Source organism: Achromobacter sp. GD03932, from assembly GCF_029839485.1.
Lineage (GTDB): Bacteria > Pseudomonadota > Gammaproteobacteria > Burkholderiales > Burkholderiaceae_B > Achromobacter > Achromobacter bronchisepticus_A.
In genome coordinates this window covers 126,177-149,398 of the sequence record NZ_JAOCAT010000008.1, presented here as the reverse complement: position 1 = coordinate 149,398, position 23,222 = coordinate 126,177, and the positions used below count along the sequence as shown (strand labels likewise).

The following is a 23,222-nucleotide window of genomic DNA, read 5'->3' as shown; positions in this document are numbered from 1 at the left end:
GGTCTTCAGGCGATGGGCTGCGCCAGCCGGACGACGGTCACGCCGGGCCGCAGATTGGCGGTGGACGGCATGATCAGCACGCAGTCGTCATAAGGCGTGACGACGGGCTCGCCCTCGGACCAGCCGATCAGGTCGCCGGCGCGGGCCAGCGTTTCCAGGCCCTTCCAGGGCTGGGCGAAGCGGAAATCGGCGCTCTTGGCGGCGATCGCATGCGTGACGCGCAGTGCGCGCTGCGTGGGCGCCGCGGGGGCGAACCAATCCGCGGGCAGGTCGCCGCGGTCCACCGTGCCCGCTTCCACCAGGAAGCGCGCCATCTGGTCGACGGCCACGCCGCGCGCCTCGGGCGCGCCATGGAAGCCGCATTCGATCAGCAGGGAACGGGTGCCGTTGTCGCCGGCTTCGCCGAAGCGGCCGTAGTCGCGCATGCGCACGCCGGCGGCATGGCCGGCGTCGGCGATGATGGTGGCGGGGTTGCCCAGCGCCAGCGCCAGATCGATATTGCGTTGCTCCATGCCGGTCAGCTGCAGCGGCACGTCGGAATTGCTCATCGAATGGAAGTCCAGCAGCCAGTCGGCCTGCTCGACCCAGGGCTGGATCTCGGCTGCGCGGCGGCGTTCCTGGCTGGCGGGCGCGCTCAGCTTGTCGTCGCTCCAGACGCGGTTCATGTCTTCGTCGACGAAGCGTGCGGGCGCGTAGTTGGCGGGGTCGAAGCGGTCGAACGCCGCCAGGTTGCAGAACGCCAGCGTCAGCGAACCGCGGCGCGGGCGCAGGCCTGCCGCCAGCGCGTCCTTCAGCGCCCAGGCGCCGCAGAGTTCATTGCCGTGGATCAGCGCGCTCAGCATGACGCGCTTGCCCGGCACGCCCGAATCGAAATGCCAGACCCCCGGGGTATCCGTGTTGCCCACCCGCTCCGCCGACAAGTTCGGACAGGCAAGTAGAAATGGGCGCGGTGTGGACGCGGGGGCGGACGTGGGCATGGGAACTCCGATGAAGCGACGGGATTGTATAGGCGATGGCGCTGGGGTGGCGGCTAGCCGCCGGCATGAGCGGGCGCCGCGGCGCGGCGGGCGCTGAAACAGGCTGCTAACACGGGTTTTCCCTTATATATAGGGCGCGTCAGGCGCGCGCCGCCTTTGAGTATTGGGCGAATTCTAGGAGCTTGGCTGCTTTCTCTACAATTAGAATATTTATCTCAAGCTTTGCAGAAAAGGCAAAGCTTGTTCCCCATTCCCAATCCCTGAGAACCGCGAGGGCTGACGTGCACGGCATCGCCTTGAAGTATTTTCTGGAGGTTGCCCAGGCGGGCAGCCTGAGCGGCGCGTCCGAGCGCCTGCATGTGGCGGTGTCGGCCATCAGCCGGCAGATCGCCAAGCTGGAGGAAGAGGCGGGCGCGCCGCTGTTCGAGCGCGCCGCGCGCGGCATGGTCCTGAGCGAAGCGGGGCAGCTGCTGCTGGCGCATGCCCGCCGCACCATGCTGGAAGCCGATTCCGTGCTGCAGGAAATCGCCGCCATCAAGGGCGCCGCGCGCAACGAGATCCGGGTGGCCTCGGTCGAGGGCGTGGCGCGGATCTTCCTGCCCTCGGTGATGGCGCGTTTTCGCCGCGACTGGCCCAACATCCGCTTCGACCTGCACGTGGGTTCGCCGGCCGAGGTCAGCCGCCGGGTGGCCGAAGGCAGCGTGGAGTTGGGGATGGTCTTCATCGCCGAACGCATCGGCGGGGTCAGTCCGCGCTATTCGCGCCGCGCGCCGGTGCATGCGGTGATGGCGGCCGACCATCCGCTGGCGGGCCGCGCCAGCGTCAGCCTGCAGGATCTCAGCCAGTATCCGCTAGCCCTGACCGGGCCCGGCACCACCACGCGGCAGCTGTTCGAAATGGGTTGCGCGCTGGAGTCGGTGCAGCTGGAGCCGGCGCTGACCTGCAACGATTCCTCGCCGCTGCACGGCTTTGTCTTCGGGTCGGACGCCATCATGCTCAGCGGCTATATCTCGGTGGCCTGGAGCCTGCGGCGCGACGAGCTGATCGCCGTGCCGATTTCCAACGCCGAACTGCAATCGCGCACCCTGCAGATCCAGGTCATGCCGGGCCGGGTGCTGCCGCCGGCGGCCGAAGCCTTCGTCGAACTGCTGGCGCGGGAACTGGACGACGCGTTGCAAGGCAGGGCGGCGGCATAGTCTGCTAAGGGTGCAAAAAAAACGGCTGCCCTGGGGCAGCCGTTTTCGTTCAGGCGGACCTGATTACTTCTTTTCGGGCGTGACCGAGGTGGCCAGCGTGTACTGGTCGCGGCGGCCTTCGTAGGTGATGCCCTTGCGGAAGGCCCAGATGCTGCTTTCGAAGTGCAGCGGGATCAGCGGCACGTTGTCCAATGCGATCTGGGTGGACTGCTGCAGCAGCTTCTCGCGCTTGGCCGCGTCCACCGTCACGATGGCTTCCTTGTAGACCTTGTCGAAGTCGGCATTGCTGAAGCCGCCGTAGTTGCTGGTGCCCAGGCTGTTGGGGGAATCCAGGGATGCCACCCACAGCTGGAACAGCGCCGAGGCTTCACCCGTTTCCGCCGGCCAGCCGCCCATCGAGAAGCTGAACTCGCGCTTGGCGCGCTTGGGGAAGTAGATGGAGGCCGTCATGGCGTCCACATTGGTCTTGATGCCGACGCGGGCCAGGTACTGGGCCACGGCTTGCGCCACCTGGCCGTCGTTGACGTAGCGGTCGTTGGTCGACGACAGCGTCAGTTCAAAGCCGTTCGGGTAGCCGGCTTCGGCCAGCAGCTTCTTGGCGCCTTCCGGGTCGAACTTGATTTCCGGAGCCTGGGGCAGCGCGCCGAACATGCCGTCGGGCATGTACTGGAAGGCGGGCGTGGCCATGCCGTCCATGATGCGGGCGGTGATGGTCTTGCGGTCGATGGCCATCGAGATGGCCTTACGCACGCGCAGGTCCTGCAGCGGGTTCTTGCCGTCGGCGCTCTTGACGAAGGGGCTCGGGTTGCGGCCCACGTCCGGCTGGAAGAACACCAGGCGGGTCGACGGGGTGGCGACGAAGCCGAACTTGGGGTTGTCCTTCAGGCGCGGCAGGTCGCGAGCGGCGGGGTTTTCGATCATGTCGAAGTCGCCGGACAGGAGGCCGGTCAGGCGCGGGCCGGCCGACGGCACCGGCACGAACTTCACTTCCTTCCAGTACGGCTTGGGGCCCCAGTAGTTTTCATTGCGGACCAGCTCGATGCCGGTGCCCTTGACGTAGGACTTCAGGGTGTACGGGCCGGTGCCGATGGCATCCTTGCCGTTGTTGAAGTCGGCCACGGTGGGCCAGGCGCCGGTTACGCCGCAACCCTTCTTGGGGTCGAACGTCAGCTTGCCGTGCTCGACGATGCCGTTCCAGACGATGGGCAGCGAGCGCGCCAGTTCGGCGGGCATCAGCGGGAAGGGCTCGCCGGTCTTGATGATGACGGTGTGCGCGTCCGGCGTCTGCACGTCGGTGATGCGCTTGGTCATGTCCATGTAGGACTGCGACACGTTGGTTTCGTTGTTCAGCGTGCGGCAGATGGTGAACAGCACGTCTTCGGACGTGAACGGCTTGCCGTTGGAGAACTTGACGTCGTCGCGCAGCTTGAATTCCCAGGTCTGGTCGTCCAGCGTCTTCCAGGAAGTGGCCAGTGCGGGCACCAGCTTCATGTCGGCGCTGCGACCCACCAGGGAACTGTAGACGTGCGCGGAGAACGCGTCGTTCTGCGTCATCTTGTGATAGTGGGGGTCCGCCGAGGTGGGTTCGGCCGACAGGCCGATCTTCAGCGTCTGGGCTTGGGCGGCGGCCAGGGGAATGGCGGCGGCCGCAAGGGCCAGGGTAGTGCGCAACTTCATGGTGACAACTCCGGATGGGGAACGAACCGGATCGCGCCTGCGTGTAAACCGGCCTGCGCCAGCCGCGCGGGCGGCGTCGCCTGGAAGGGGCTCAGGGGGTTTTGGCGCCGGGCACGACGGCAAGGGGCCGATTATCGGTAGGGGCTTCGCGCACTGTCAATGCGCAATGGCAAGCGCGGCGCTAGGGAAAACGCGGAGAGGGAGGGGGAAAGAGGGCGCCGCGCTGCCTCGTCTGGAGGCCTGCGCGGCGCGATGGCGCCCGGGTGAGGGACTGGGCGCCGAAGAACCGCCGCAAGGGGCGCCGGGAAACCGGCGGGCGTTGCGGCGGGGTCGCGCCAGGCTGAATCGCGGGAGATCGATCGCGACTCAGGCCAGCGCGGCAGGGCTTACCACTGCGAACCGGAGAAGCGCGAGCTGGCGGCGCGGGCCTTGTTCATCGACTCGTTCACTTCGTCGATGAAGGAAAACACGGCGGCAACAGCTGCCACTACGGCTTGGCCGGCCTTCTTCAGGCTAGTCAGCGGATGGGAATTCGGTTGGTTCTCGAGGGCGCCGCGGAGCAGATCGCGCTCCAGCGCGTCGGTCAGGCGGGCAGTGTGGTTCAGGGTCAGTTCGCTCATGGTTTGCTCCAGTCCGTTTCGTCTTGGTGTAAACCATTATAGGGATAACCCTAGGGTCGATGCAACGCTATTTTTAGGGTAAACCCCTATATGTTGTAAAAATGTTTATTCCCCAGGGACTTAGCCGCTATTTCGCAGGGCGCGGGCCGCGTCCGCCAGCTCTCCGGCGGTCAGTCCGATGGGGCCGACACCCTGGGCCACCAACGCATCGGCCGCCGCGCCGTGCAGCCAGACGGCGCCGGCCACGGCCTGGTCCAACGGCAGCTTCTGGGCGATCAGCGAACCCAGCATGCCCGCTAATACGTCCCCGGTTCCGGCGGTGGCGAGCCCCGGATTGCCGCTGGTGTTGATCCGCAGATCGCCATCCGGGGAGCTGACCACGGTGCCTGCGCCCTTCAGCACGATCCAGGCGCGGTAGCGTAGCGCCAGTTTCCTGGCGGCGGCCGGGCGGTCGGCCTGCACCTCGGCCGTATCCACGCCAAGCAGCCGCCCGGCCTCGGCCGGATGGGGCGTCAGCACCACGGTGCCCTCACCCCAGTTGGGTTGGATGTCGCCGCGGGCCAGCAGATTCAGCCCGTCCGCGTCCAGCACCAGCGGCGCTGCGCGGCGCAGCACGAACAGTTCGGACAGGGCGTTGGCCGCCAGGGCGCCCGTGCCTATGCCGCATCCCGCCACCCAGGCGGTGACGCCCCAGTCTTCTTCCAGCAGCGAGCGGGCGTCGCGCAGCATCAGTTCGGGCTGCTGCGGATCGCAGGCCAGCGGCGCGGCGTCCTGGGCGAAGCCGACCAGCACCTTGCCGGCGCCGGTCTTCAGGGCGGCGCGCGCGGCCAGCAGCGCCGCGCCCGTCATGCCCGGGCCGCCGCCCACCACGCCCACCGTGCCGAAACTGCCCTTGTGAGTGTCCCGGCCGCGCGGCGCGAACAGGGCGGGCAGGGCGGCGCGGTCGATGGCGCCGCCGGCGGACGGGGCGGTAGTGTTCATGGGCTGAGGCTCCTGGGGATGGCGGCGTGGCGCGAAGGCGCGTATCTACTATAGTGCGCCCAAACCGGCCGGCATCCGGTCCGGCCCAAGACTAGACGACGTGGAGACGAACATGAGCGACATCACGCTGGAACACTATTCCGCCTATGAGTCCCTGAAACTGCGCCGGCACCCCGGCGGGGTGCTGGAGGTGATCATGGGGGCCAAGGGCGGCAAGCCGGGCAAGCTGTCCACCGCCGACGACCGCATGCACCGCGAACTGGCAGACATCTGGCGCGATATCGACACCGATCCGGACACCCGGGTGGTGGTGATCCGTGGCGAGGGCAAGGGCTTTTCGGGCGGGGGCGACCTGGACCTGGTGCAGCAGATGGCCGACGATTTCGACGTGCGCACCCGCGTTTGGCGCGAGGCCCGCGACCTGGTCTACAACATCATCAACTGCAACAAGCCCATCGTGTCCGCCATGCATGGCGCGGCCGTGGGCGCGGGGCTGGTGGCCGGCCTGTTGGCCGACATCTCCATCGCCGCACGCGACGCGCGCATCATCGACGGCCATACCCGCCTGGGCGTGACGGCCGGCGACCATGCCGCCATCGTCTGGCCGTTGCTTTGCGGCATGGCGCGCGCCAAGTACTACCTGATGCTGTGCGAAACCGTGACCGGCGAGGAAGCCGAGCGCATCGGCCTGGTGTCGCTGTGCGTGGACGAGGCCGAACTCATCGGACGTGCCTTCGAAGTCGCCAACAAGCTGGCCGCAGGCTCCCAGACCGCGATCCGCTGGACCAAGTATTCGTTGAACAACTGGCTGCGCATGGCGGGGCCGAGCTTCGATACCTCGCTGGCCCTGGAATTCATGGGCTTTGGCGGCCCGGACGTACGCGAAGGGATCCAGTCCCTGCGTGAACGCCGCGCGCCGAACTTCCGGCCGGATTCGCCGTTCTGAGGCGGCGGATTGCGCGCGTTGGGGCAGGGCGCGCAATCCGGCTTTCCTACTTCTTGAAGAACTTCGCGAACGCCGCCTGCGCTTCCTCGGATTGCAGGCGGATGCGGAACTGCTGGGCTTCGTAGTCCAGCGTGTCCTGGATCGCCTGGCGGTCCGGGCGGCGTAGCATGGCCTTGGTCAGGCGCAGCGCGGCCGGCGGCTGGCGCGCCAGGTCGGCGGCGGTGGCCTGCGCCGCCGCCAGCGCCTGGCCCTTGGGCGTGACCGACGTGGCCAGCCCGGCGTCGCAGGCGTCTTGCGCCGTGAAGGCCTTGCCCTGCAACAGCCATTCGGCGGCGCGGCGGGCGCCGGCCAGGCGCGGCATCAGCAGGCTGGAAGCGCCTTCCGGACACAACCCCAACGCCACGAACGGCATGCGCAAGGTGGCGCCTTCGCCGATGTGGACGAAATCGCAATGCTGCAGCAGCGTCACGCCGATGCCGATGGCATAGCCTTCGACCGCGGCAATGACCGGCACGTCCGCCATGGACAGCGCGCGCAGGAAAGTCAGGCCGGCGCTGTCGCCGGCGCCGCGTTCCGCCTGGAAGTCGCGCAAATCGTTGCCCGCCGTGAAATGCTCGCCCGCGCCGGTCAGGATGACCGCCGCCAGCGCGGTGTCGGCCGACGCCAGCGCGATCTGTTCGGTCAGCGCGGCATAGGTGGCGGTATCCAGCGCGTTGCGGCGATCCGGACGGTTGATGGTCAGCGTCAACACCGCGCCGTCGCGGCTGACCTGCAGACCGGCGCTCATGCGCCGAAACCGTTGGCCAGACGGGTCTTGGCGTCTGCGTATTCGCTGCGCAGCGTGTCCACGATCTGGCGGGTCGGCAGCACGCTGGCGATGCCGCCCACGCCCTGGCCCGCGCCCCAGATGTCCTTCCAGGGCTTGACCCGGGTCGAGCCGAAATTCGACGCGCCGCTGTCGGGTTGCGGCAGGTTGGCCGGATCCAGCCCGGCGGCGGCGATGCTGGCCTTCAGGTAGTTGCCGGGGATGCCGGTGAAGAACGGGGTATACAGGATGTCCGAAGCGCTGGCATCCACGATGGCGGATTTGTAGCCTTCGCTGGCGTTGGCTTCCTCGCTGGCGATGAAGCGCGTACCCATATAGGCGAAGTCCGCGCCCATGGCCTGCGCGGCCAGGATGTGCGCGCCCGAGGTGATCGCGCCCGACAGGATCAGCGGGCCGTCATAGAAGCGGCGCACTTCGGACACCAGCGCGAAGGGGCTGAGCGTGCCCGCATGGCCGCCAGCGCCGGCGCACACCAGGATCAGGCCGTCCACGCCGGCTTCCAGCGCTTTTTCGGCGTGGCGGATGGTGGTCACGTCGTGGAATACCTTGCCGCCCCAGTCATGCACGCCTTTGACCAGGTCTCCGGGGGCGCGCAGGCTGGTGATGATGAGCGGCACGCGGTGGCTGGCGCACACGGCCAGGTCCTGCTCCAGCCGGTCGTTGGACTGGTGGATGATCTGGTTGACCGCGAATGGCGCAACCGTCGCCCCGGGGTTGGCCTCGCGGTGCGAGGCCAGGCCGGCCTGGACTTCGTCCAGCCAGTCGGTCAGCAGGCTTTGCGGACGCGCGTTCAGCGCGGGGAACGACCCCACGATGCCGCTGGTGCACTGCGCCACCACCAGCTTGGGGTTGGACACGATGAACATCGGGGCGCAGATGACCGGCAGGGACATCTGGCCGTACAAATCAGTCACAAGAGAGTGGGGCATGGCGTCGTCGCGGAAAAAGGTCACTGGAGGACTTGAACATCGGGACTTGAGCATCCTAGGCGGGTGTGCCTATAATTACCTACCGACCGTCCGGTAATTAATTAATCCTTATTAAACGGCATGCGCTGAATCGCTGTCAATGGAGGTACGCGAGTCCCTCCGGCAGCTGCGGCGCGGCCCCTGCAAAGGCTGCCATGGCGACCTCCGCCCCTCCTGCCCAGAAACGCGCCCGCGCCGGCCGCCCACCCACCGTGGCGGCCCCGCGCGAACGCATCCTGGAAGAAGCCGCCAAGCTCTTCGCCCAAAGCGGCTACGACGGCAGTTCGGTGTCCGACCTGGCCGGCGCGCTCGGCGTGTCCAAGGCGGCCATCTATCACTACTACACCACCAAGCAGGACATCTACGACGCCATCATCCTGGCCGTGCTGAGCGGCCTGACGCAGGCCGTCGCCCAGGATGTCGCGCGGGCCGAGGGCGCCACGGCCCGCCTGCGCGCCTTCATGGTGGGCCACGCGCGCTACTTCGAGCAGCACCACGCCGAGTTCGTCACCATGCTGATCGGCTATTCCGGCATGGCGCTGACCGAACGCGAAGACGCCGCCCGGCTGCGCGACGGCTACGAGAAGCGCCTGCGCGAACTGATCGCGCAAGGCGTCGCCGCCGGCGAGTTCCGCGCGCTGGACGTGGCCGCCGCGGGCCGCGCCGTGCTGTCCATGCTGAATTGGATGGTGCGTTGGTACAAGCCCGGCCAGGGCGACAGCGCCGAAGCCATCGCCGCCGGCTATTTCGATCTATTGGTCGGAGGCATGCGCGCCTGAGGCGCGGCTGTCCCCGGCTTGCCCCGCTTTTTGTGAGACTCCCATCATGGCCCTCGATACCGAAACCCTGAACCTGTTGCTGGACGCCGTGCGCCGCTTCGTGCACGAACGCCTGATCCCCGCCGAAGACGAACTGGCCGAAAGCGGCCAGGTGCCGCCCGACATCGTCAACGAGATGCGCGAGCTGGGCCTGTTCGGCCTGTCCATCTCGCCCGACCATGGCGGTCTGGGCCTGACCATGGAAGAGGAAGTGCGCGTGGTCTTCGAGCTGGGTCAGACCTCGCCCGCGTTCCGCTCGCTGGCCGGCACCAACATCGGCATCGGCTCGCAAGCCATCGTGCTGGCCGGCACCGACGAGCAGCGCGCCCGCTACCTGCCCAAGCTGGCCAGCGGTGAATTGATCGGCTCGTTCGCGCTGACCGAACCCGACGCCGGTTCCGACGCGATGGCGCTGCGCCTGTCCGCGGTGCGCGACGGCGACAGCTACGTGCTCAACGGCACCAAGCGCTACATCACCAACGCGCCCATCGCCGGCCTGTTCTCCGTCATGGCGCGCACCGCGCCGGAACGCCGCGCCAATTCCATTTCGTGCTTCCTGGTCGAAGCCGGCACGCCCGGCCTGAGCATCGGCAAGCCGGACAAGAAGATGGGCCAGGCCGGCGCCCTGACCAGCGACGTGGTGTTCGACAACTGCCGCGTCCCGGCCAGCGCGCTGCTGGGCGGCGAAGAGGGCAATGGTTTCCGCACCTCGATGCGGGTGCTGGACAAGGGCCGCCTGCATATCTCGGCGCTGTGCGTGGGCATCGCCGACCGCCTGCTGAGCGATGCCGTGAAGTACGCCATTGAGCGTAAGCAATTCGGCCAACCCATCGCCGAATTCCAGCTGATCCAGGCCATGATCGCCGACAGCCAGGCCGAACTCTACGCCGCGCGCTGCATGGTGCTGGACGCCGCCCGCATGCGCGACCGCGGTGAGAACACCACCATGCAGGCCGCCTGCTGCAAGCTGTACGCCACCGAAATGGTGGGCCGCGTGGCCGACCGCGCGGTGCAGATCCACGGCGGCGCCGGCTACATGTCGGAATACGCGGTCGAGCGCTTCTACCGCGACGTGCGCCTGTTCCGCATCTTCGAAGGCACTTCGCAGATCCAGCAGCTGGTGATCGCCCGCGAAACCATCAAGGCGCATTCCTGAGCGCGGACCGGGCGCAAGAGGCTAATATCCTGCATGACTGACGGTGATCCGGCGCATGGCCCCAGGCCGCGCCGGCATATGACGCGCCAGCGGCCGCGCGCCGCCGGCATGACGGAATTCCAGTCTGGCTTGCGCGCCGCCGCAAGCCAGACGTTTTCATTTCTCTTCTAGCGAAAAGATTACTAATGTCGCAACGTCCCGCTCCCCTTACCGGCATACGCGTGCTGGACCTCACCCGCGTCCTGGCGGGTCCCTGGTGCACCCAGAACCTCGCCGACCTTGGCGCCGAGGTCATCAAGATCGAACGTCCCGGCGCGGGCGACGACACGCGGGCCTGGGGGCCTCCGTACCTGAAGGACGAGGCGGGCAACGACACCACGGAAGCGGCCTATTACCTGTCCGCCAACCGCAACAAGCTGTCGGTGGCGCTGGATATCGCCTCGCCGCGCGGCGCCGAGCTGGTGCGCGAACTGGCACTGCAAAGCGACATCCTGGTTGAAAACTTCAAGGTCGGCGGCCTGTCGAAGTACGGCCTGGACTACGAAAGCCTGAAGGAACTCAACCCGCGCCTGATCTACTGCTCCATCACCGGCTTCGGCCAGACCGGCCCTTACGCCAGCCGTCCTGGCTATGACTTCATGATCCAGGGCATGGGCGGCCTGATGAGCATCACCGGCGAACGCGACGACCTGCCCGGCGGCGGTCCGCAGAAAGCGGGCGTGGCCGTGACCGACCTGATGACCGGCATGTACTCCACGGTCGGCATCCTGGCCGCGCTGCACGAACGCTCGCGCAGCGGCCTGGGCCAGCACATCGACATGGCGCTGCTGGACTGCCAGGTCAGCATGCTGGCCAACCAGAACCTCAATTACATGACCTCGGGCGTGGCGCCCAAGCGCGCAGGCAATGCCCACCAGAACCTGGTGCCGTACCAGGTCTTCGCGGCCAGCGACGGCCACCTGATCGTGGCGGTCGGCAACGATAGCCAGTTCCGCAACTACTGCGGCGTGATCGGCCTGCCCGAGCTGTCGGCCGATCCGCGCTTTGCCACCAATCCGCAGCGCGTGAAGAACCGTGCCGAACTGGTGCCGCTCCTGGCCGAACGCATGGCCACTGGCGCGCGCGACCACTGGCTGGCCGCGCTGGAAGGCGTGGGTGTTCCCGCCGGCCCCATCAACACGCTGGACCAGGTCTACGAAGACCCGCAGGTCCTGGCGCGCGGCATGAAGCGCGAAATGCCGCATCCGACCGCGGGCACGGTGCCCATTGCCGCCAGCCCGCTGAAGTTTTCCGACAGTCCGGTCGAGTACCGCCGTCCGCCGCCCATGCTGGGCGAGCACACCGAGCAGGTGCTGTCCGAGAAGCTGGGCCTGTCGGCCGAAGAAATCCTGGCGCTGGCGCAAAGCCGGGCCTGAACCCCATCCAATAAAAGCAGGAGAGTGGTGATGAAGGAGATTCAAACCATCGGTGTCGTCGGCGCCGGGGCCATGGGGCGCGGCATCGCGCAGATCGCGGCGCAAGCCGGGCTGCGCGTGCGCCTGTACGACACCAGCGCGGACGCCGTCGCGGCCGCGCGCGAGTCGCTGCGCCAGACCTGGGACAAGCTGGCCCAGAAAGGCAAGCTGAGCGCCGCCGACGCGCAGGCGGCGCTGGAACGCGTGGAATCCGCCACCGCGCTGACCGATATGTCGAACTGCCAGCTGGTGGTGGAAGCCATCGTCGAGCGCCTGGACGTCAAGCGTGACCTGTTCGCCGCGTTGGAAGGCGTGGTGGCAGAAGACTGCATCCTGGCGTCGAACACCTCGTCGCTGTCGATCACCGCCATCGCCGCCGCCTGCAAGCGGCCGCAACGCGTGGCCGGCTACCACTTCTTCAACCCCGTCGCGCTGATGAAGGTGGTCGAAGTCATCGACGGCCTGCGCAGCGCGCCCGAAGTCGGCGACGCGCTGGCCGAGCTGGCCCGCCGCATGGGCCACACGCCCGTGCGCGCCAAGGACATGCCCGGCTTCATCGTCAACCATGCCGGCCGCGGCATGAATACCGAAGGCCTGCGCGTGGCGCAGGAAGCCGTGGCGACCTTCGCCCAGGTCGACGCCGTGATGCGCGAGCAGGCCGGTTTCCGCATGGGCCCGTTCGAACTGCTGGACCTGACGGCGCTGGACGTGTCCCACCCCGTCATGGAATCCATCTACCGCCAGTTCTTCGACGAGCCGCGCTTCCGTCCCTCGCCGATCACCACCGTGCGCCTGGCCGGCGGCCTGATCGGCCGCAAGGCAGGTGAAGGCTTCTACGTCTACGCCGACGGCCAGAAGCAGGTGCCGGCCGAGCCGCCCGTACCCGCGCTGCCCGAGAACCTGAAGGTCTGGGTCAGCCCCAAGCACGCCGAAGGCTACGCCCGCGCCGCCGCGCTGGTCGAAAAGCTGGGCGCCACGCTGGTGACCGGCTCCACGCCTGACGCCGACGCGCTCATCCTGGTCACGCCCTACGGCGAAGACGTCTCCACCACCGTGTCCGCGCAAAGTCTGAACGCGGCCCGCACGGTCGGCCTGGACACGCTCTACGCCTTTGACGGCGCCAAGCGCCGCACCATCATGGTGTCGCCCGCCACCGAAGCCAAGTGGCGCGACGCCGCGCACGCGCTGCTGGCCGCCGACGGCGTGCCCGTCACGGTGATCGAGGATTCGCCTGGCTTCATCGCCCAGCGCATCGTCGCCACCATCGTCAACATTGCCAGCGACATCGCGCAGCAGCAGATCGCCACGCCCAAGGACATCGACCTGGCGGTGACGCTGGGCCTGGGTTATCCGGTGGGTCCGCTGGCCCTGGGCGACAAGCTCGGCGCCGACCGCATCCTGGAAATCCTGAAGAGCATGCAGCGCGTGACCGGCGATCCGCGTTATCGCCCCAGCCTGTGGCTGCAGCGCCGTGTGCAGCTGGGCATGTCGCTGACCAAGGCGGCTGGCGAACAGTGATGCGATGAGCATGACAGGCGCCGACCTGGCATGCGCAAGAAAAAAACCCGCAAGACATCGTGTCTTGCGGGCTTTTTTTTGCGACGCCGGCCGCCTCAGTTCGCCGGCTTGACCCCGATCAGGGACACCAGCGGCGTCCACAGCGCGATGTCGTCGCGGATGCGGCGCGCAAACTTCTCCTTCACTTCGCCTGCCCGCGGCTGGCTGCCGGACGCGTCGAATTTGCTCAGCACGTCCGGGTCGCGCAGCATGACCTGCACGGCGTCGGCCAGCCTGTCCACCACTTCGGCGGGTGTGCCGGGGGGCGCGAACAGGCCATTCCAGGTTTCGATCTCGTGGCCGGAGATGGTGTCGGCGATGGCCGGGACGCCGGGCAGCTGAGGTACGGGCTGGCGGCTGGATACGCCCAGGAAGCGGATGCGGCCGCTGTCCTTGTACGGCAGGATCTCCGAGATGTTGGCCGAGTAGAGATCGGTCGTGCCGCCCATGGTGTCCAGCAGGGCGGGCGCACCGCCGCGATAGCCGATCAGCGTCGCCTCGATACCCGCGCGCTTGAGAAACACCAGCACCGACATATGCGACATCGACCCCTCGCCGCCGTGCGCGACGGTCAGCGCGCCCGGTTTGGCCCGGCCATACTCGATCAGTTGCGCCAGGTTCTGGAAACGCGAGCTGGACGGCACCGTGAGCACCAGCGGATTGCTGGCGATGTTGGCGACCGGCACCAGATCGTTCAACGGGTCGTAACGCACATTGAACAGGAAGCGCACCAGCGAAACCTGGCCGATGGAACCCACCATCAGCGTGTTGCCGTCGTTGCGCGAGCGTATCAACGCATCGGTGGCAATGGTGCCGCCTGCGCCGGCCTGGTTCTTCACCACGACCGACGAGCCCAAGGTGCGGCGCAGCGAATCGGAGGTAATGCGCGCCACATAGTCGGTGTTGCCGCCGGGCGGATACGGCACGATCAAGGTGATGGCGGTCCCGTCCTGGGCGCGGACCAACGCGGGCAGCAGCAATGGCGCAGAGGCCAGCAGCCGCGAGAACTGACGACGATTCATGATGTTTTCCCCTTGTGTCGTAGTGGTGCGCGGCCTGGGCTTCAGCGTACCGCGGCAGCCATCTGGCCGCCGCCCTTGGCGCCGACCACTTTACCGTCCGCATACACCGTGGCGCCGCGCACCAGCGTATGCACCGGCTTGCCCTTGAGGCGGCGGCCGGCATAGGGGCTCCAGCCCACCAGGCTGAGCACGTCCTCGTCGCGCACTTCGTATTCCGTCTCCAGATCGACCAGCACCAGGTCGGCGTCCAGGCCCACGCGGATTTCGCCCTTGCTGCGCAACCGGAACAATTCGGCGGGCTTGGCCGAACATGCCTCGGCCACGCGTTCCAGGCTGATCTTGCCTTCCTGGGCCGCCGTCAGGAACATGCTCAGGTAGAACTGCGTCGACGGCGTGCCGGTGTGGGCTTTCCAGCCATCGGTCCAGCCCACTTCCTTTTCTTCGCGCGTGTGCGGCGCATGGTCGGTGGCGATGATGTCGATCGTTCCGTCGTTCAGGCCTTCCCACAAGCCCGGCACGTTCTTCTCCGGCACCCAGTACGACAGCGCATACGAGCCCAGGCGCTGGATGGCCGACCATTCGCAACCCAGGAACAAGGCCCAGGGATTGATTTCGCAGGTGACCTTCTGGCCCGCCGCCTTGGCCTCGCGGATGAGCTGGACGCTGCCGGCGGTCTGGGTGTGCAGGATGTGCAGATGGCAGCCGGCCGCCTTCTGCAGGCGCAGCAAGGTGGCGATGGCGGTTTCCCAGATCACGCCGTCGTGGGCGGCGTAGGCGCGCGCATAGGCGAGGGCGTCGCGCTCGCCCCGGTCCCAATAGGTCTGTTCGATCACGTCCATCAGGGCCTGGTCGTGCGGATGCACCATCAAGGGCACGTCCAGTTCAGCGCAGCGCTGCATGATGCGCAGCAGCTTGCCGTGGTCATGCACGCCGATGCCGGGCATGTGCGGATAGTCCCGTCCCGTGTCCACCACCATGAAGATCTTGAACGCGGCGATGCCCGTGGCGGTCATGGCTTCCATTTCCGACTCTATCGTCGGCGCCGGGTTGAAGTTCCAGTCGACCACGGCATCGCTGCGGTAGATGGCGAACTGCTTCTCCAGCAGGTCCAGCGAGTTTGGCGGCGGATTGACGTTGGGCATGCCCACGCTGGTGGTGACGCCGCCAGCGGCGCATTGCTGCGTGGCGGTGAGGATGGTGTCCTTGTACTCGAATCCCTTCTGCGAACCCTGGCGGTGGTGCGAATGCATGTCGATGGCTCCTGGCAATACTGCCAGGCCGCTGGCATCGATGACGTTGCGCGCGTCGGGTTCGCTGCCGGCCTCGTACAAGCCGGCGATCTTGCCGTCGCGGATGCCGATGGAGGCGCGCACCTGGCCCTGGGGAGTGACCACCAGGCCGTTCTTGATCAAAGTGTCCATGCTGTTTTCCTTGTGATGGGGAATGCCAAAACGATCAGGCCGCGCGGGTGGCAGGCGGGAGGGCGCGCTGGCGCACCGTGTTCCAGACCTGCAGGACGTAGTCCTTGCTCAGGCCCTTGGTGATGAAAACCATGCGGGATTGCCGGTCCGTGTCGGGCCATTGCGGCAACTCGGCAGGCGGATGGAACAGGCGCTGCACCGCTTGCAGCACGATGGGGCGTTCGTGGCCAGCGATGTGCAGGATGCCCTTCACGCGCAGCAGTTCGTCCGGGTGCGCCATGACCAGCGCATCCAGCCAGGCGCTGACCTGCGGCCAGTGCAAGGGGGCGGCGAAGTCCAGGCAGAAGCTGTCGATGCGCGCATGGTCATGGTCATGGGCATGCGCGTGTTCATGGTGATGCCCGTGCCCGTCCGCGTAGGGCGCGGCGTTGAGCCATTGCCGGGCCTGCTCCGGGCGCACGTCCATGTCATAGACGTCAGGACCTTCCAGCACGGAAGCATCCGGCCGGGTCGCAAGGTTGCAGGCCACGCGCGTGGCGCCCGGATTGACGCGCGCAAGCGTGTCCATCAGCGCTGCGAGTTGCGCTCCGGGCAGGTCAGTCTTGGTGACGATCAAGGCATCGGCGACAGCGACTTGCTTGACGGCCTCCGGGTGCGCGGCCAGGGTGGCCGGACCGTTGACGGCGTCCACCACGGTCAGCACGCGGTTCAGGCGGAACGAGCGCGCCACCGGAAATGTCATCAAGGCCTGGATGACCGGCACCACGTCGGCCATGCCCGTGGTCTCGATCAGGACGCGGTCGAAGGCCGGAATCTGGCCGGCGCTGCGCTTGGCGCGCAAATCGCGCAGCGTCTCCACCAGATCGCCTTGCACGGTGCAGCACAGGCATCCCGTGCTCAGTTCGATGGTGTTGTCGTTGCTGCTGGCGATCAGGGAATGATCGATGCCGATCTCGCCAAACTCGTTGACGATGACCGCCGCATCGGCCAGCGCGGGGTCGCGCAGCCAATGATTCAGCAAGGTGGTCTTGCCGCTGCCCAGGAAGCCCGTCAGCAACGTGACGGGAATACGCGGTTCGGGGGTCTCACCGTTTGCCATGATCCACCTTTGCAAAAAACATTAAATTCGCAACTATTGCGATTAAATGGATTTTTGCATCGAGTTGACGCTTTGGCAAGCCCCCGCGATTTCGCACCGTTGGCCCGGGGAGCAGACGGGAGGATGGCGCTGCTAGAATCGCGGGGGAATAAAATTTCGCAATGGATGCGAAATTTCGCGCCGTAGAGGCGTAACGACAGGGAGAGGGCGACGTGGCGGGTGAAATCAGGACGCGCAACCGGATACTGCACATCCTGCAGCTCTATGACAGGAGCGCCGCATGGTCGGTGGAGGAAATCGCCGTTGAAATGGATGTGTCGGTCAGCTCGGCCTATCGCGACGTGCAGGAACTGGTGCGCGCGGATTTCCTGACTCCGGTGATGGGCGCGCGCTATGTGCTGGGGCCGACGTTTGCCCATTTCGATCTGCTGATGCGCCATGGCGACCCCTTGCTCAAAGTGGCGGAGCCGCTGATGCGGCGGCTGGTGGCGGCAACCACGCCTTCGTCGGCCTCGGTGCTCACGCGCAGCTACCAGGACAAGGTCATGTGCATCCACCAGGAAATCGGCGATCCGGCCGCGCGCGTCGGCCGCTATGAACGCGGCGCCACCATGCCGATGTTCCGAGGCGCTACCTCCAAGGTCATCCTGGCGCACCAGAGCCGTCGCGCCCTGGAGCGCATGTACCTGGCCCATGAAGAGGAAGTGCGCGCCATTTCGCACTGGAAGAGCCTGAAGGACCTGTGCCTGGAACTCGATGCCATCCGCGAGGCGGGCGTCGCCGTCAGCGATTCAGAAATCACGCCGGGGACCATAGGCATTGCAGCGCCCATTTTCCTGGAGCAGCGCGTGGTGGCCGGACTGAGCCTGATCGTGCGTACCGAGCATTGCCGTCTCGAGCCTTTCCGCGCGGCGGTCATCGACGCCGCCAGCCAGATCAGCAGCCAGTTGGCCGCGGTGGACGGCGCCTGGGTCGCCCGCACCTGAACACAGGCCTCCAGCCGCTCAGTCGGATCGCAACTGGCGGTCCCGGCCCAGGCGGCGCAATTCATCCAGCGTGTGGCGCAGCAACTCCGAGGGCTCGCTCTCCCGCCGGACATACATGCCGACCGAGCGCGAGAGCGCCTGCCGCAGGCGGGTCTTGCGCACGCCGCGCTGCGTCGCGTTGTCCAGCGACGACTCCGGCAACAGCGCAATGCCGCAGTTGTGCTGCACGAAGCGCGCGATGGTGTTCAGGTCCCGCAGGGAATAGAGTGGATTGAAAGGCTGGGACGCGGCCTGAAAGGCGCGTTCGGTCAGGACGCGCACGCTGGTGCCAGGCGGCATGCTGATCAAGGGCAGCCGGGCCAGTTCCGTGGGCATCCAACGCGTGACGTCCGGTTTGATCTGGACGCTGTGGAACAGCACGAAGGGCTCGGTAAACAACTCCTGATAGACCAGGTCGGCAGCGCCTTCCTCGTTCATCGTGGTCACGGCAATGTCCACCCGCCGCTCGCGCAGCAATTGCAGGGCTTCGTTGGCGATGGGATCGTAGACCTCCACGCGGACCCGAGGGTGCTTGCGCGCGAGACTCTGGATCAATAGCGGGATGAGCGACGCCGCAAGCGTGGGCAAGGCCGCGACGGCGACGCGGTTGTTGCGGTCGCGCAGCCGATGGTCCAGTTCCAGCATGCCTTTCTCGTGCAGTGCCGTGATCTTGCGCGCGATCTCCAGGATGTCCTGGCCTTCGCGCGACAGGCGCACCATGCGAGTGGTGCGCTCGAAGAGTTTGACGCCCAGCGTCTCTTCCGTTTCCTTCAGCAGTTTGCTCAGCGTGGGCTGAGTCACATGCAGCATTTCGGCGGTCCTCTGGAAGCTCAAGGTCTCTGCCAGCAGCACGAAGATGCGCAGTTGTCTCGTCGTCAGATTCATTCTTCTTGTCTATCAATGCCGTTCAAATTGGAACTTAACCGGAGGAGCCGGCTGCCTTAGCCTCTACATCACGATCTTTCTCTGGAGCTGGGATGTTTCGTCTTGATGGCAAGGTAGCCCTGGTGACCGGTTGCGGCACGCTGGGCGAGGGGTGGGGCAATGGCAAGGCCGCCGCGGCGGTGCTTGCCAGGCAGGGCGCGGCGATTTTCGGTTGCGACCTGAACATCGACGCGGCGCGCCAGTCCGCGCAGGCCGTGGCCGCCGAGGGCGGCAAGATTACGGTCCGGCAGTGCGATGTCACGGATGGCGGCCAGGTGGCGGAACTGGTGCGGGCCTGCATGGACACATACGGCCGCATCGACGTGCTGGTCAACAACGTGGGCCGCTCGGAACCGGGCGATCCGGTCTCCATGCCGGAGGATCTTTGGCACGATCAGATCCAGGTGAACCTGACCTCCGCCTTCCTGTGCTGCAAGCACGTCATCCCCCTCATGAAGAGCGCCGGTGGAGGATCGATTATCAACATTTCATCCATCGCCGGGCTGCGTTATGCGGGCAAACCCCAGGTCGGCTACGCCGCCGCCAAGGCCGCCTTGATGCAGATGACGGCAACCACGGCTGTCATCTATGCGCAAGACGGCGTGCGGCTGAACTCGGTGGTCCCGGGACTGATGTTCACGCCCCTGGTGGAGCGCCTGGCGCAGAAATACGCCAAGGGCGATTACGAGGGGTTCGTGGCCCACCGCCATGCCCAGGTGCCGGCGGGCCGCATGGGCGACGCCTGGGATGTGGCCCATGCCGTGGCTTTCCTGGCCAGCGATGAGAGCCGCTACATCACGGGGCAACAGATCGTGGTGGATGGCGGCATCACCATGGCGACGCGTTGAGCGGAGGACAGTCGCGATGCATGTGCATGAGCAAGCGAGCGCCGGGCGCCTGGCGGGCAAAGTGGCCTTGATCTTCGGCGCAGGTTGCGTCGGACCGGGATGGGGCAACGGGCGAGCGATCGCCGTGCGTTTCGCCCAGGAGGGGGCTGTGGTGGTCGCGGTGGACATGCGGCCGGAGTCCTTGCCCGAGACTCTGGAGTTGGCTGGGCGCTACAGGTCCCGCATCGAAACCCACATCTGCGACGTGGGCGACGCTGCCCAGGTCGCCGCGTTGGTCGAAACCGTGGCGCGGCGGCACGGGCGGATCGACATTCTGGTCAACAACGTGGGAGGCCCCATTCCCGGCGGTCCGGCGGCGCTTACGCAAACGGATTGGCATAGGCAGCTCGACCTGAACCTGACCTCGGTGTACACGACCTGCCACTACGTCCTGCCCATCATGGAGGAGCAGGGCGCCGGCGCCGTGGTCAACGTGTCCTCGACCTCGGCCATACGCTGGACCGGCGCGCCGCAGGTCGGCTATGCGGCCGCCAAGGCGGGCGTGATGCAGTTCGGCCGCGTGGCCGCCGTGGAATACGCCAGCAAGGGGGTGCGCATCAATACGGTCTTGCCGGGCCAGCTCCATACGCCGCTGGTCGATGCCTTCCTCGCTGGCCAGCAGAGCGCGGGCGATATCGACGCCCTGCTGGAGCGGCGGCGGCGCCGCATTCCGCTGCCGTTTTCCGGCGATGGTCGGGACACGGCCAATGCCGTGCTCTTTCTCGCCTCGGACGAGGCGCGTTTCATCACCGGAACCGAGTTGATCGTGGACGGGGGCATGAGCGCCCGCTGCGACTGAAAACCAAGCTGAGGAGAATCACGATGGCGCGAATTGAATATGCGGATATCGCCAGGCCGGAGATCCGGCCGCTGGTCGAACGCATCGAACGGGAGCGGTCCAGCCTGCCGAATCTCTATCGGATGCTGCTCAACAGCCCGCCGGTGGCGCAAGGCTGGCTGGCCTATCTCACGGCGATACGCCAGCACAGCGGGCTTGCGCCCAAACTGCGGGAGATGCTCATCCTGCGCGTCGCGGTGCTGAACCAGGCCGATTACGAGTTCGATCAACATCTGCCGATCGCCTTGAAGGCGGGCTGCAGCGAAGATCAGGTGCAGGGCTTGAAGACCGGCAATTTCGCATCGCTGGACTTGGGCGAACGCGCGGCCATGGCGTATTGCGACGAGATGACGCGCGACATCCGGGTCCGGGACGTCACGTTCGCGGCCATCCGCGAGGCTTTCGATGCCCGCGCGATCGTTGAGATCACGGCCACGGTGGCCGCGTACAACATGGTGTCGCGCTTTCTGGAGGCGATACAGATCGACCACGAATGAACGGCTTCTTGCACAGCCGGTAAATAAGAAAACAGGAGACATGCATGCACAGCTTCAAACGATTTGGTGGCGCGTTCGCATCCCTTGCGCTGGGCCTGGCCCTGAGCGCGACAGCCCATGCCGGCTATCCGGCAAAGCCGGTGCAACTGATCATTCCGTTCGCGCCCGGCGATACCGACCAGATGCTGCGGCCCATCACCGAGAAGATGGGGAAATACCTGGGCCAGCCCATCGTGATGAACTACAAGCCCGGCGCGGGAGGAGGCATAGGCGCGGCATACACGGCCTCGGCGGCGCCCGACGGCTATACCATCGTGGGCAGTTCGCCGGGGGCGCTGGTAGTGGTTCCGCTGGCCAACAAGGAAATCAAGTACACAACGGAGTCCTTCGCTCCGGTCGCCGCGATATCCCTGGGCGGCATGATGATCGTCGCGCCCGGGAAGTCCAGGTACAAGACCCTGGCCGACGTGGTGGCCGACGCCAAGGCGCGTCCCGATGCCATCTCCTACGGCACCTCGGGAGCCATGGGCATCAGCCATCTGTTGGGCGAAACGTTCGCCTCGGAGGCCAAGGTCAAGTTGCGCCACATTCCCTTCCAGGGCAGCACGCCGGCGGTCACCGCCTTGTTGGGCGGCCACACGGATATCGCCGTGTCCGCAGTGGGGCCGGCGCAGGCGCATATTCAGTCCGGCGGCTTGCGGCCACTGGCCGTCTTCAGCAGCAAGCGGTTGGTGGCCTATCCGGACGTGCCGACCCTGCGCGAACTGGGCTACGACGTCGGCAGCCCCACCATCTACGGGCTGATGGCGCCCAAGGGCACGCCGCCCCAGGTGGTCGACGCCTTGTACCAGGCTGCCCGCAAGGTCGTGGCGGAGCAGGGCGATGAGGTGAACAAGACCCTGGGCGGCATAGGCGCGGAAATCAGCGTGCTGAGCCCGCAGGAGTACGGCGCCTATCTGCAGGAGCAGCGAGCGTTGTTTTCCAGGGCGATCGGCCTGATCCGCGAATAATCGGCGTGCCAGCGCGCGCAAAGAAAAAGCCCCTTGATTTGCTCAAGGGGCTTTTTTCATCATGGGAGGCGAGTCTTACTTCGCCGCATCCACCATGTACTGCACCGCTGCGCGGATGTCGTCTTCCGAGGCGTTGGCCGCGCCGCCCTTCGGGGGCATCGGCGGCTTGCCTTGCATGGCGACCTTCACCATGGCGTCCATGCCGGTCTTGATGTACGGATCCCAGGCGGCCTTGTCGCCGAACTTGGGGGCGTTGGCCACGCCGGTGGCATGGCAGGCGAAACAGACGCTCTTGTACAGCTTTTCGCCGGCCGGGTTGACTGCCGCGGCTTGCGGCGCGGCGGCCTGGGCTGCCGGAGCAGGGGCGGGCGCCGCGGCGGCCGGTGCCGCGGCCGCGGGGGCAGCAGCAGCCGGGGCAGCAGCAGGCGCCGCAGCTGCGACGGCAGGAGCGGCAGCGGCTTCCTTCTTGTCGCCTTCCGCAGCCGGAGCGGCGGGTTCGGGCAGCGAAGCGCCCGACTTGTTGGCCATGTACACCACGGCGCGCGCGACTTCGTAGTCGGACAGCGTGGGGTTGCCGCCCTTGGCGGGCATGCCGCCCTTGCCGTGCAGGGCCACGTTCATCATGGCGTCGTAGCCCGCGGTGATGAAGGGCGCCCAGGCGGCGTTATCGCCCACCTTGGGTGCGCCAGCCACGCCGGCGGTATGACAGGCCGTACAGACGGCGGCGAAGACCTGTTCGCCGGTCTTGAAGACCTTGGGGGCATTCGCATCGACCAGCTGGAAACCCGCGACGGGGGCGATGCGCTTGGCGACGGCTTCCTGGGACAGCGTGTCCGAACCCGCTCCTGTCTTGGTGCCCGAGACCACCATGTTCACCAGTAGGATGATGATGGCGATCGGGATCACGAAAGACAGGACGATCGTGACGATCAGTTGCTTCGGGGTCTTGATGGGGGAGGAGTGCTCTTCTATGTGTTCCTGCTCGTTGCTCATGACCAAATCCTGCTAACGGGTACCGGGGGCGCCTGGCGGCGGCAACAGAAAATCAGTACTGCACAAGTCGGCGGCATGAAGAGCCCGCCTTGCAAGCAAACGCTGGATTATATAACGGTGTCATAGACACGAGTCCAATGCAACCGACGGGGTTTTCGCTGAGTTTGACGGAAGATTTGATCCAGTTCATGCAGTTCAGCGAAAACTGGGTACAATACCGCCTCCTTGCGCTGCGCCCGTAGTTCAATGGATAGAATGAGAGTTTCCGAAGCTCTTGATACAGGTTCGATTCCTGTCGGGCGCGCCACCAACTCCAAGACTAAGAATGGC

The 23,222-nt window shown here is 66.4% G+C and carries 22 protein-coding genes and 1 tRNA gene; 12 read left to right on the top strand and 11 right to left on the bottom strand.

The annotated features are described in order from the left end of the window. Positions 1-5 precede the first annotated feature (5 nt). Positions 6-977 carry a succinylglutamate desuccinylase/aspartoacylase family protein gene (locus N5C88_RS10045; protein WP_118933377.1) on the bottom strand — a complete coding sequence of 324 codons (972 nt, stop codon included), beginning with the start codon at positions 975-977 and terminating at the stop codon, positions 6-8. A gap of 281 nt (positions 978-1,258) precedes the next feature. Here N5C88_RS10045 and N5C88_RS10040 point away from each other — a divergent pair, with 281 nt between their 5' ends. Next, positions 1,259-2,173 (top strand): LysR family transcriptional regulator, encoded by a 915-nt coding sequence (locus N5C88_RS10040; protein WP_054455159.1) that lies wholly within the window; start codon positions 1,259-1,261, stop codon positions 2,171-2,173. 63 nt (positions 2,174-2,236) lie between these two features. Here the strand turns inward: N5C88_RS10040 and N5C88_RS10035 are convergent, their stop codons facing one another. The 3 genes from N5C88_RS10035 to N5C88_RS10025 all read right to left on the bottom strand — a co-directional run bounded on the left by N5C88_RS10035 (position 2,237) and on the right by N5C88_RS10025 (position 5,451). Then, on the bottom strand, positions 2,237-3,850 hold the full coding sequence (locus tag N5C88_RS10035) for an ABC transporter substrate-binding protein (RefSeq protein ID WP_059377307.1): 1,614 nt from the start codon (positions 3,848-3,850) through the stop codon (positions 2,237-2,239). 386 nt (positions 3,851-4,236) lie between these two features. Beyond that, positions 4,237-4,470: a hypothetical protein gene (locus N5C88_RS10030; protein ID WP_054455155.1), complete on the bottom strand. Its 234-nt coding sequence runs from the start codon at positions 4,468-4,470 to the stop codon at positions 4,237-4,239. A 120-nt stretch (positions 4,471-4,590) separates the two neighbouring features. After that, positions 4,591-5,451, bottom strand: a complete 861-nt coding sequence (locus N5C88_RS10025) for an NAD(P)H-hydrate dehydratase (RefSeq protein WP_280015256.1) — start codon at positions 5,449-5,451, stop codon at positions 4,591-4,593. Positions 5,452-5,563: 112 nt separating this feature from the next. On the opposite strand from N5C88_RS10025, the gene N5C88_RS10020 reads away from it, so the two are divergent. Next, entirely contained in the window at positions 5,564-6,397 is an 834-nt protein-coding gene (locus tag N5C88_RS10020) for an enoyl-CoA hydratase/isomerase family protein (protein ID WP_013391155.1), read from the top strand. 46 nt (positions 6,398-6,443) lie between these two features. Here the strand turns inward: N5C88_RS10020 and N5C88_RS10015 are convergent, their stop codons facing one another. Both N5C88_RS10015 and N5C88_RS10010 read right to left on the bottom strand, forming a co-directional pair. Further along, a complete protein-coding gene (locus N5C88_RS10015) occupies positions 6,444-7,184 on the bottom strand; it encodes an enoyl-CoA hydratase-related protein (RefSeq protein WP_118933375.1) in 741 nt (246 codons plus the stop codon). After that, entirely contained in the window at positions 7,181-8,152 is a 972-nt protein-coding gene (locus tag N5C88_RS10010) for a nitronate monooxygenase family protein (protein ID WP_059377647.1), read from the bottom strand. Before N5C88_RS10010 ends, N5C88_RS10015 begins: the two co-directional genes overlap by 4 nt. 194 nt (positions 8,153-8,346) lie before the next feature. Here N5C88_RS10010 and N5C88_RS10005 point away from each other — a divergent pair, with 194 nt between their 5' ends. The 4 genes from N5C88_RS10005 (at position 8,347) to N5C88_RS09990 (ending at position 13,137) form a co-directional block, all read left to right on the top strand. Next, the gene (locus N5C88_RS10005; protein WP_054455146.1) at positions 8,347-8,970 is read left to right on the top strand and encodes a TetR/AcrR family transcriptional regulator; all 624 of its coding nucleotides are present in this window, start codon (positions 8,347-8,349) and stop codon (positions 8,968-8,970) included. 46 nt (positions 8,971-9,016) lie between these two features. After that, the gene (locus tag N5C88_RS10000) at positions 9,017-10,165 is read left to right on the top strand and encodes an acyl-CoA dehydrogenase family protein (protein WP_059377313.1); all 1,149 of its coding nucleotides are present in this window, start codon (positions 9,017-9,019) and stop codon (positions 10,163-10,165) included. A 185-nt stretch (positions 10,166-10,350) separates the two neighbouring features. Continuing rightward, the gene (locus N5C88_RS09995; RefSeq protein ID WP_280015255.1) at positions 10,351-11,580 is read left to right on the top strand and encodes a CaiB/BaiF CoA-transferase family protein; all 1,230 of its coding nucleotides are present in this window, start codon (positions 10,351-10,353) and stop codon (positions 11,578-11,580) included. A 30-nt stretch (positions 11,581-11,610) separates the two neighbouring features. Further along, positions 11,611-13,137: a 3-hydroxyacyl-CoA dehydrogenase gene (locus tag N5C88_RS09990; RefSeq protein ID WP_280015254.1), complete on the top strand. Its 1,527-nt coding sequence runs from the start codon at positions 11,611-11,613 to the stop codon at positions 13,135-13,137. A gap of 95 nt (positions 13,138-13,232) precedes the next feature. Here N5C88_RS09990 and N5C88_RS09985 read toward each other — a convergent pair whose 3' ends face one another. The 3 genes from N5C88_RS09985 to N5C88_RS09975 are packed head-to-tail and all read right to left on the bottom strand — an operon-like array spanning position 13,233 to position 16,718. Next, complete coding sequence (locus N5C88_RS09985) at positions 13,233-14,198, bottom strand: tripartite tricarboxylate transporter substrate binding protein (protein WP_059377320.1); 966 nt, start codon at positions 14,196-14,198, stop codon at positions 13,233-13,235. 41 nt (positions 14,199-14,239) lie between these two features. Further along, on the bottom strand, positions 14,240-15,643 hold the full coding sequence (locus N5C88_RS09980; RefSeq protein ID WP_280015278.1) for a dihydroorotase family protein: 1,404 nt from the start codon (positions 15,641-15,643) through the stop codon (positions 14,240-14,242). A gap of 10 nt (positions 15,644-15,653) precedes the next feature. Further along, complete coding sequence (locus N5C88_RS09975; protein WP_280015253.1) at positions 15,654-16,718, bottom strand: GTP-binding protein; 1,065 nt, start codon at positions 16,716-16,718, stop codon at positions 15,654-15,656. Between the two features lie 212 nt (positions 16,719-16,930). Between N5C88_RS09975 and N5C88_RS09970 the strand changes: the two genes are divergently transcribed. Continuing rightward, positions 16,931-17,704, top strand: a complete 774-nt coding sequence (locus N5C88_RS09970; protein WP_059377332.1) for an IclR family transcriptional regulator C-terminal domain-containing protein — start codon at positions 16,931-16,933, stop codon at positions 17,702-17,704. An 18-nt stretch (positions 17,705-17,722) separates the two neighbouring features. Here the strand turns inward: N5C88_RS09970 and N5C88_RS09965 are convergent, their stop codons facing one another. Beyond that, positions 17,723-18,628 (bottom strand): LysR family transcriptional regulator, encoded by a 906-nt coding sequence (locus tag N5C88_RS09965; protein WP_059377335.1) that lies wholly within the window; start codon positions 18,626-18,628, stop codon positions 17,723-17,725. 92 nt (positions 18,629-18,720) lie between these two features. On the opposite strand from N5C88_RS09965, the gene N5C88_RS09960 reads away from it, so the two are divergent. The 4 genes from N5C88_RS09960 to N5C88_RS09945 are packed head-to-tail and all read left to right on the top strand — an operon-like array spanning position 18,721 to position 21,899. After that, a complete protein-coding gene (locus N5C88_RS09960) occupies positions 18,721-19,515 on the top strand; it encodes an SDR family oxidoreductase (protein ID WP_059377338.1) in 795 nt (264 codons plus the stop codon). Between the two features lie 16 nt (positions 19,516-19,531). Beyond that, a complete protein-coding gene (locus tag N5C88_RS09955) occupies positions 19,532-20,353 on the top strand; it encodes an SDR family oxidoreductase (RefSeq protein ID WP_118933367.1) in 822 nt (273 codons plus the stop codon). Between the two features lie 23 nt (positions 20,354-20,376). Further along, a complete protein-coding gene (locus N5C88_RS09950) occupies positions 20,377-20,889 on the top strand; it encodes a carboxymuconolactone decarboxylase family protein (protein ID WP_059377342.1) in 513 nt (170 codons plus the stop codon). A gap of 44 nt (positions 20,890-20,933) precedes the next feature. After that, positions 20,934-21,899, top strand: a complete 966-nt coding sequence (locus tag N5C88_RS09945) for a tripartite tricarboxylate transporter substrate binding protein (protein WP_059377344.1) — start codon at positions 20,934-20,936, stop codon at positions 21,897-21,899. Between the two features lie 75 nt (positions 21,900-21,974). On the opposite strand, the gene N5C88_RS09940 is transcribed toward N5C88_RS09945, so the two are convergent. Next, positions 21,975-22,892, bottom strand: coding sequence for a cytochrome c5 family protein (locus tag N5C88_RS09940; RefSeq protein ID WP_059377346.1), 918 nt, complete (start codon positions 22,890-22,892; stop codon positions 21,975-21,977). 232 nt (positions 22,893-23,124) lie between these two features. Between N5C88_RS09940 and N5C88_RS09935 the strand changes: the two genes are divergently transcribed. Then, a tRNA-Arg gene (locus N5C88_RS09935) sits at positions 23,125-23,199 on the top strand. Positions 23,200-23,222: the final 23 nt, after the last annotated feature.

Bases quoted from the DNA above. Each gene is read 5' to 3' on its own strand.
- N5C88_RS10000 (WP_059377313.1), top strand. From the start codon at position 9,017: ATGGCCCTCGATACCGAAACCCTGAACCTGTTGCTGGACGCCGTGCGC.
- N5C88_RS09985 (WP_059377320.1), bottom strand. From the start codon at position 14,198: ATGAATCGTCGTCAGTTCTCGCGGCTGCTGGCCTCTGCGCCATTGCTG.
- N5C88_RS10010 (WP_059377647.1), bottom strand. From the start codon at position 8,152: ATGCCCCACTCTCTTGTGACTGATTTGTACGGCCAGATGTCCCTGCCG.
- N5C88_RS10030 (WP_054455155.1), bottom strand. From the start codon at position 4,470: ATGAGCGAACTGACCCTGAACCACACTGCCCGCCTGACCGACGCGCTG.
- N5C88_RS09990 (WP_280015254.1), top strand. From the start codon at position 11,611: ATGAAGGAGATTCAAACCATCGGTGTCGTCGGCGCCGGGGCCATGGGG.
- N5C88_RS09950 (WP_059377342.1), top strand. From the start codon at position 20,377: ATGGCGCGAATTGAATATGCGGATATCGCCAGGCCGGAGATCCGGCCG.
- N5C88_RS09965 (WP_059377335.1), bottom strand. From the start codon at position 18,628: ATGAATCTGACGACGAGACAACTGCGCATCTTCGTGCTGCTGGCAGAG.
- N5C88_RS10035 (WP_059377307.1), bottom strand. From the start codon at position 3,850: ATGAAGTTGCGCACTACCCTGGCCCTTGCGGCCGCCGCCATTCCCCTG.
- N5C88_RS10005 (WP_054455146.1), top strand. From the start codon at position 8,347: ATGGCGACCTCCGCCCCTCCTGCCCAGAAACGCGCCCGCGCCGGCCGC.
- N5C88_RS09955 (WP_118933367.1), top strand. From the start codon at position 19,532: ATGCATGTGCATGAGCAAGCGAGCGCCGGGCGCCTGGCGGGCAAAGTG.
- N5C88_RS10045 (WP_118933377.1), bottom strand. From the start codon at position 977: ATGCCCACGTCCGCCCCCGCGTCCACACCGCGCCCATTTCTACTTGCC.
- N5C88_RS10015 (WP_118933375.1), bottom strand. From the start codon at position 7,184: ATGAGCGCCGGTCTGCAGGTCAGCCGCGACGGCGCGGTGTTGACGCTG.
- N5C88_RS09975 (WP_280015253.1), bottom strand. From the start codon at position 16,718: ATGGCAAACGGTGAGACCCCCGAACCGCGTATTCCCGTCACGTTGCTG.
- N5C88_RS09995 (WP_280015255.1), top strand. From the start codon at position 10,351: ATGTCGCAACGTCCCGCTCCCCTTACCGGCATACGCGTGCTGGACCTC.
- N5C88_RS09960 (WP_059377338.1), top strand. From the start codon at position 18,721: ATGTTTCGTCTTGATGGCAAGGTAGCCCTGGTGACCGGTTGCGGCACG.
- N5C88_RS10025 (WP_280015256.1), bottom strand. From the start codon at position 5,451: ATGAACACTACCGCCCCGTCCGCCGGCGGCGCCATCGACCGCGCCGCC.
- N5C88_RS10020 (WP_013391155.1), top strand. From the start codon at position 5,564: ATGAGCGACATCACGCTGGAACACTATTCCGCCTATGAGTCCCTGAAA.
- N5C88_RS09945 (WP_059377344.1), top strand. From the start codon at position 20,934: ATGCACAGCTTCAAACGATTTGGTGGCGCGTTCGCATCCCTTGCGCTG.
- N5C88_RS09940 (WP_059377346.1), bottom strand. From the start codon at position 22,892: ATGAGCAACGAGCAGGAACACATAGAAGAGCACTCCTCCCCCATCAAG.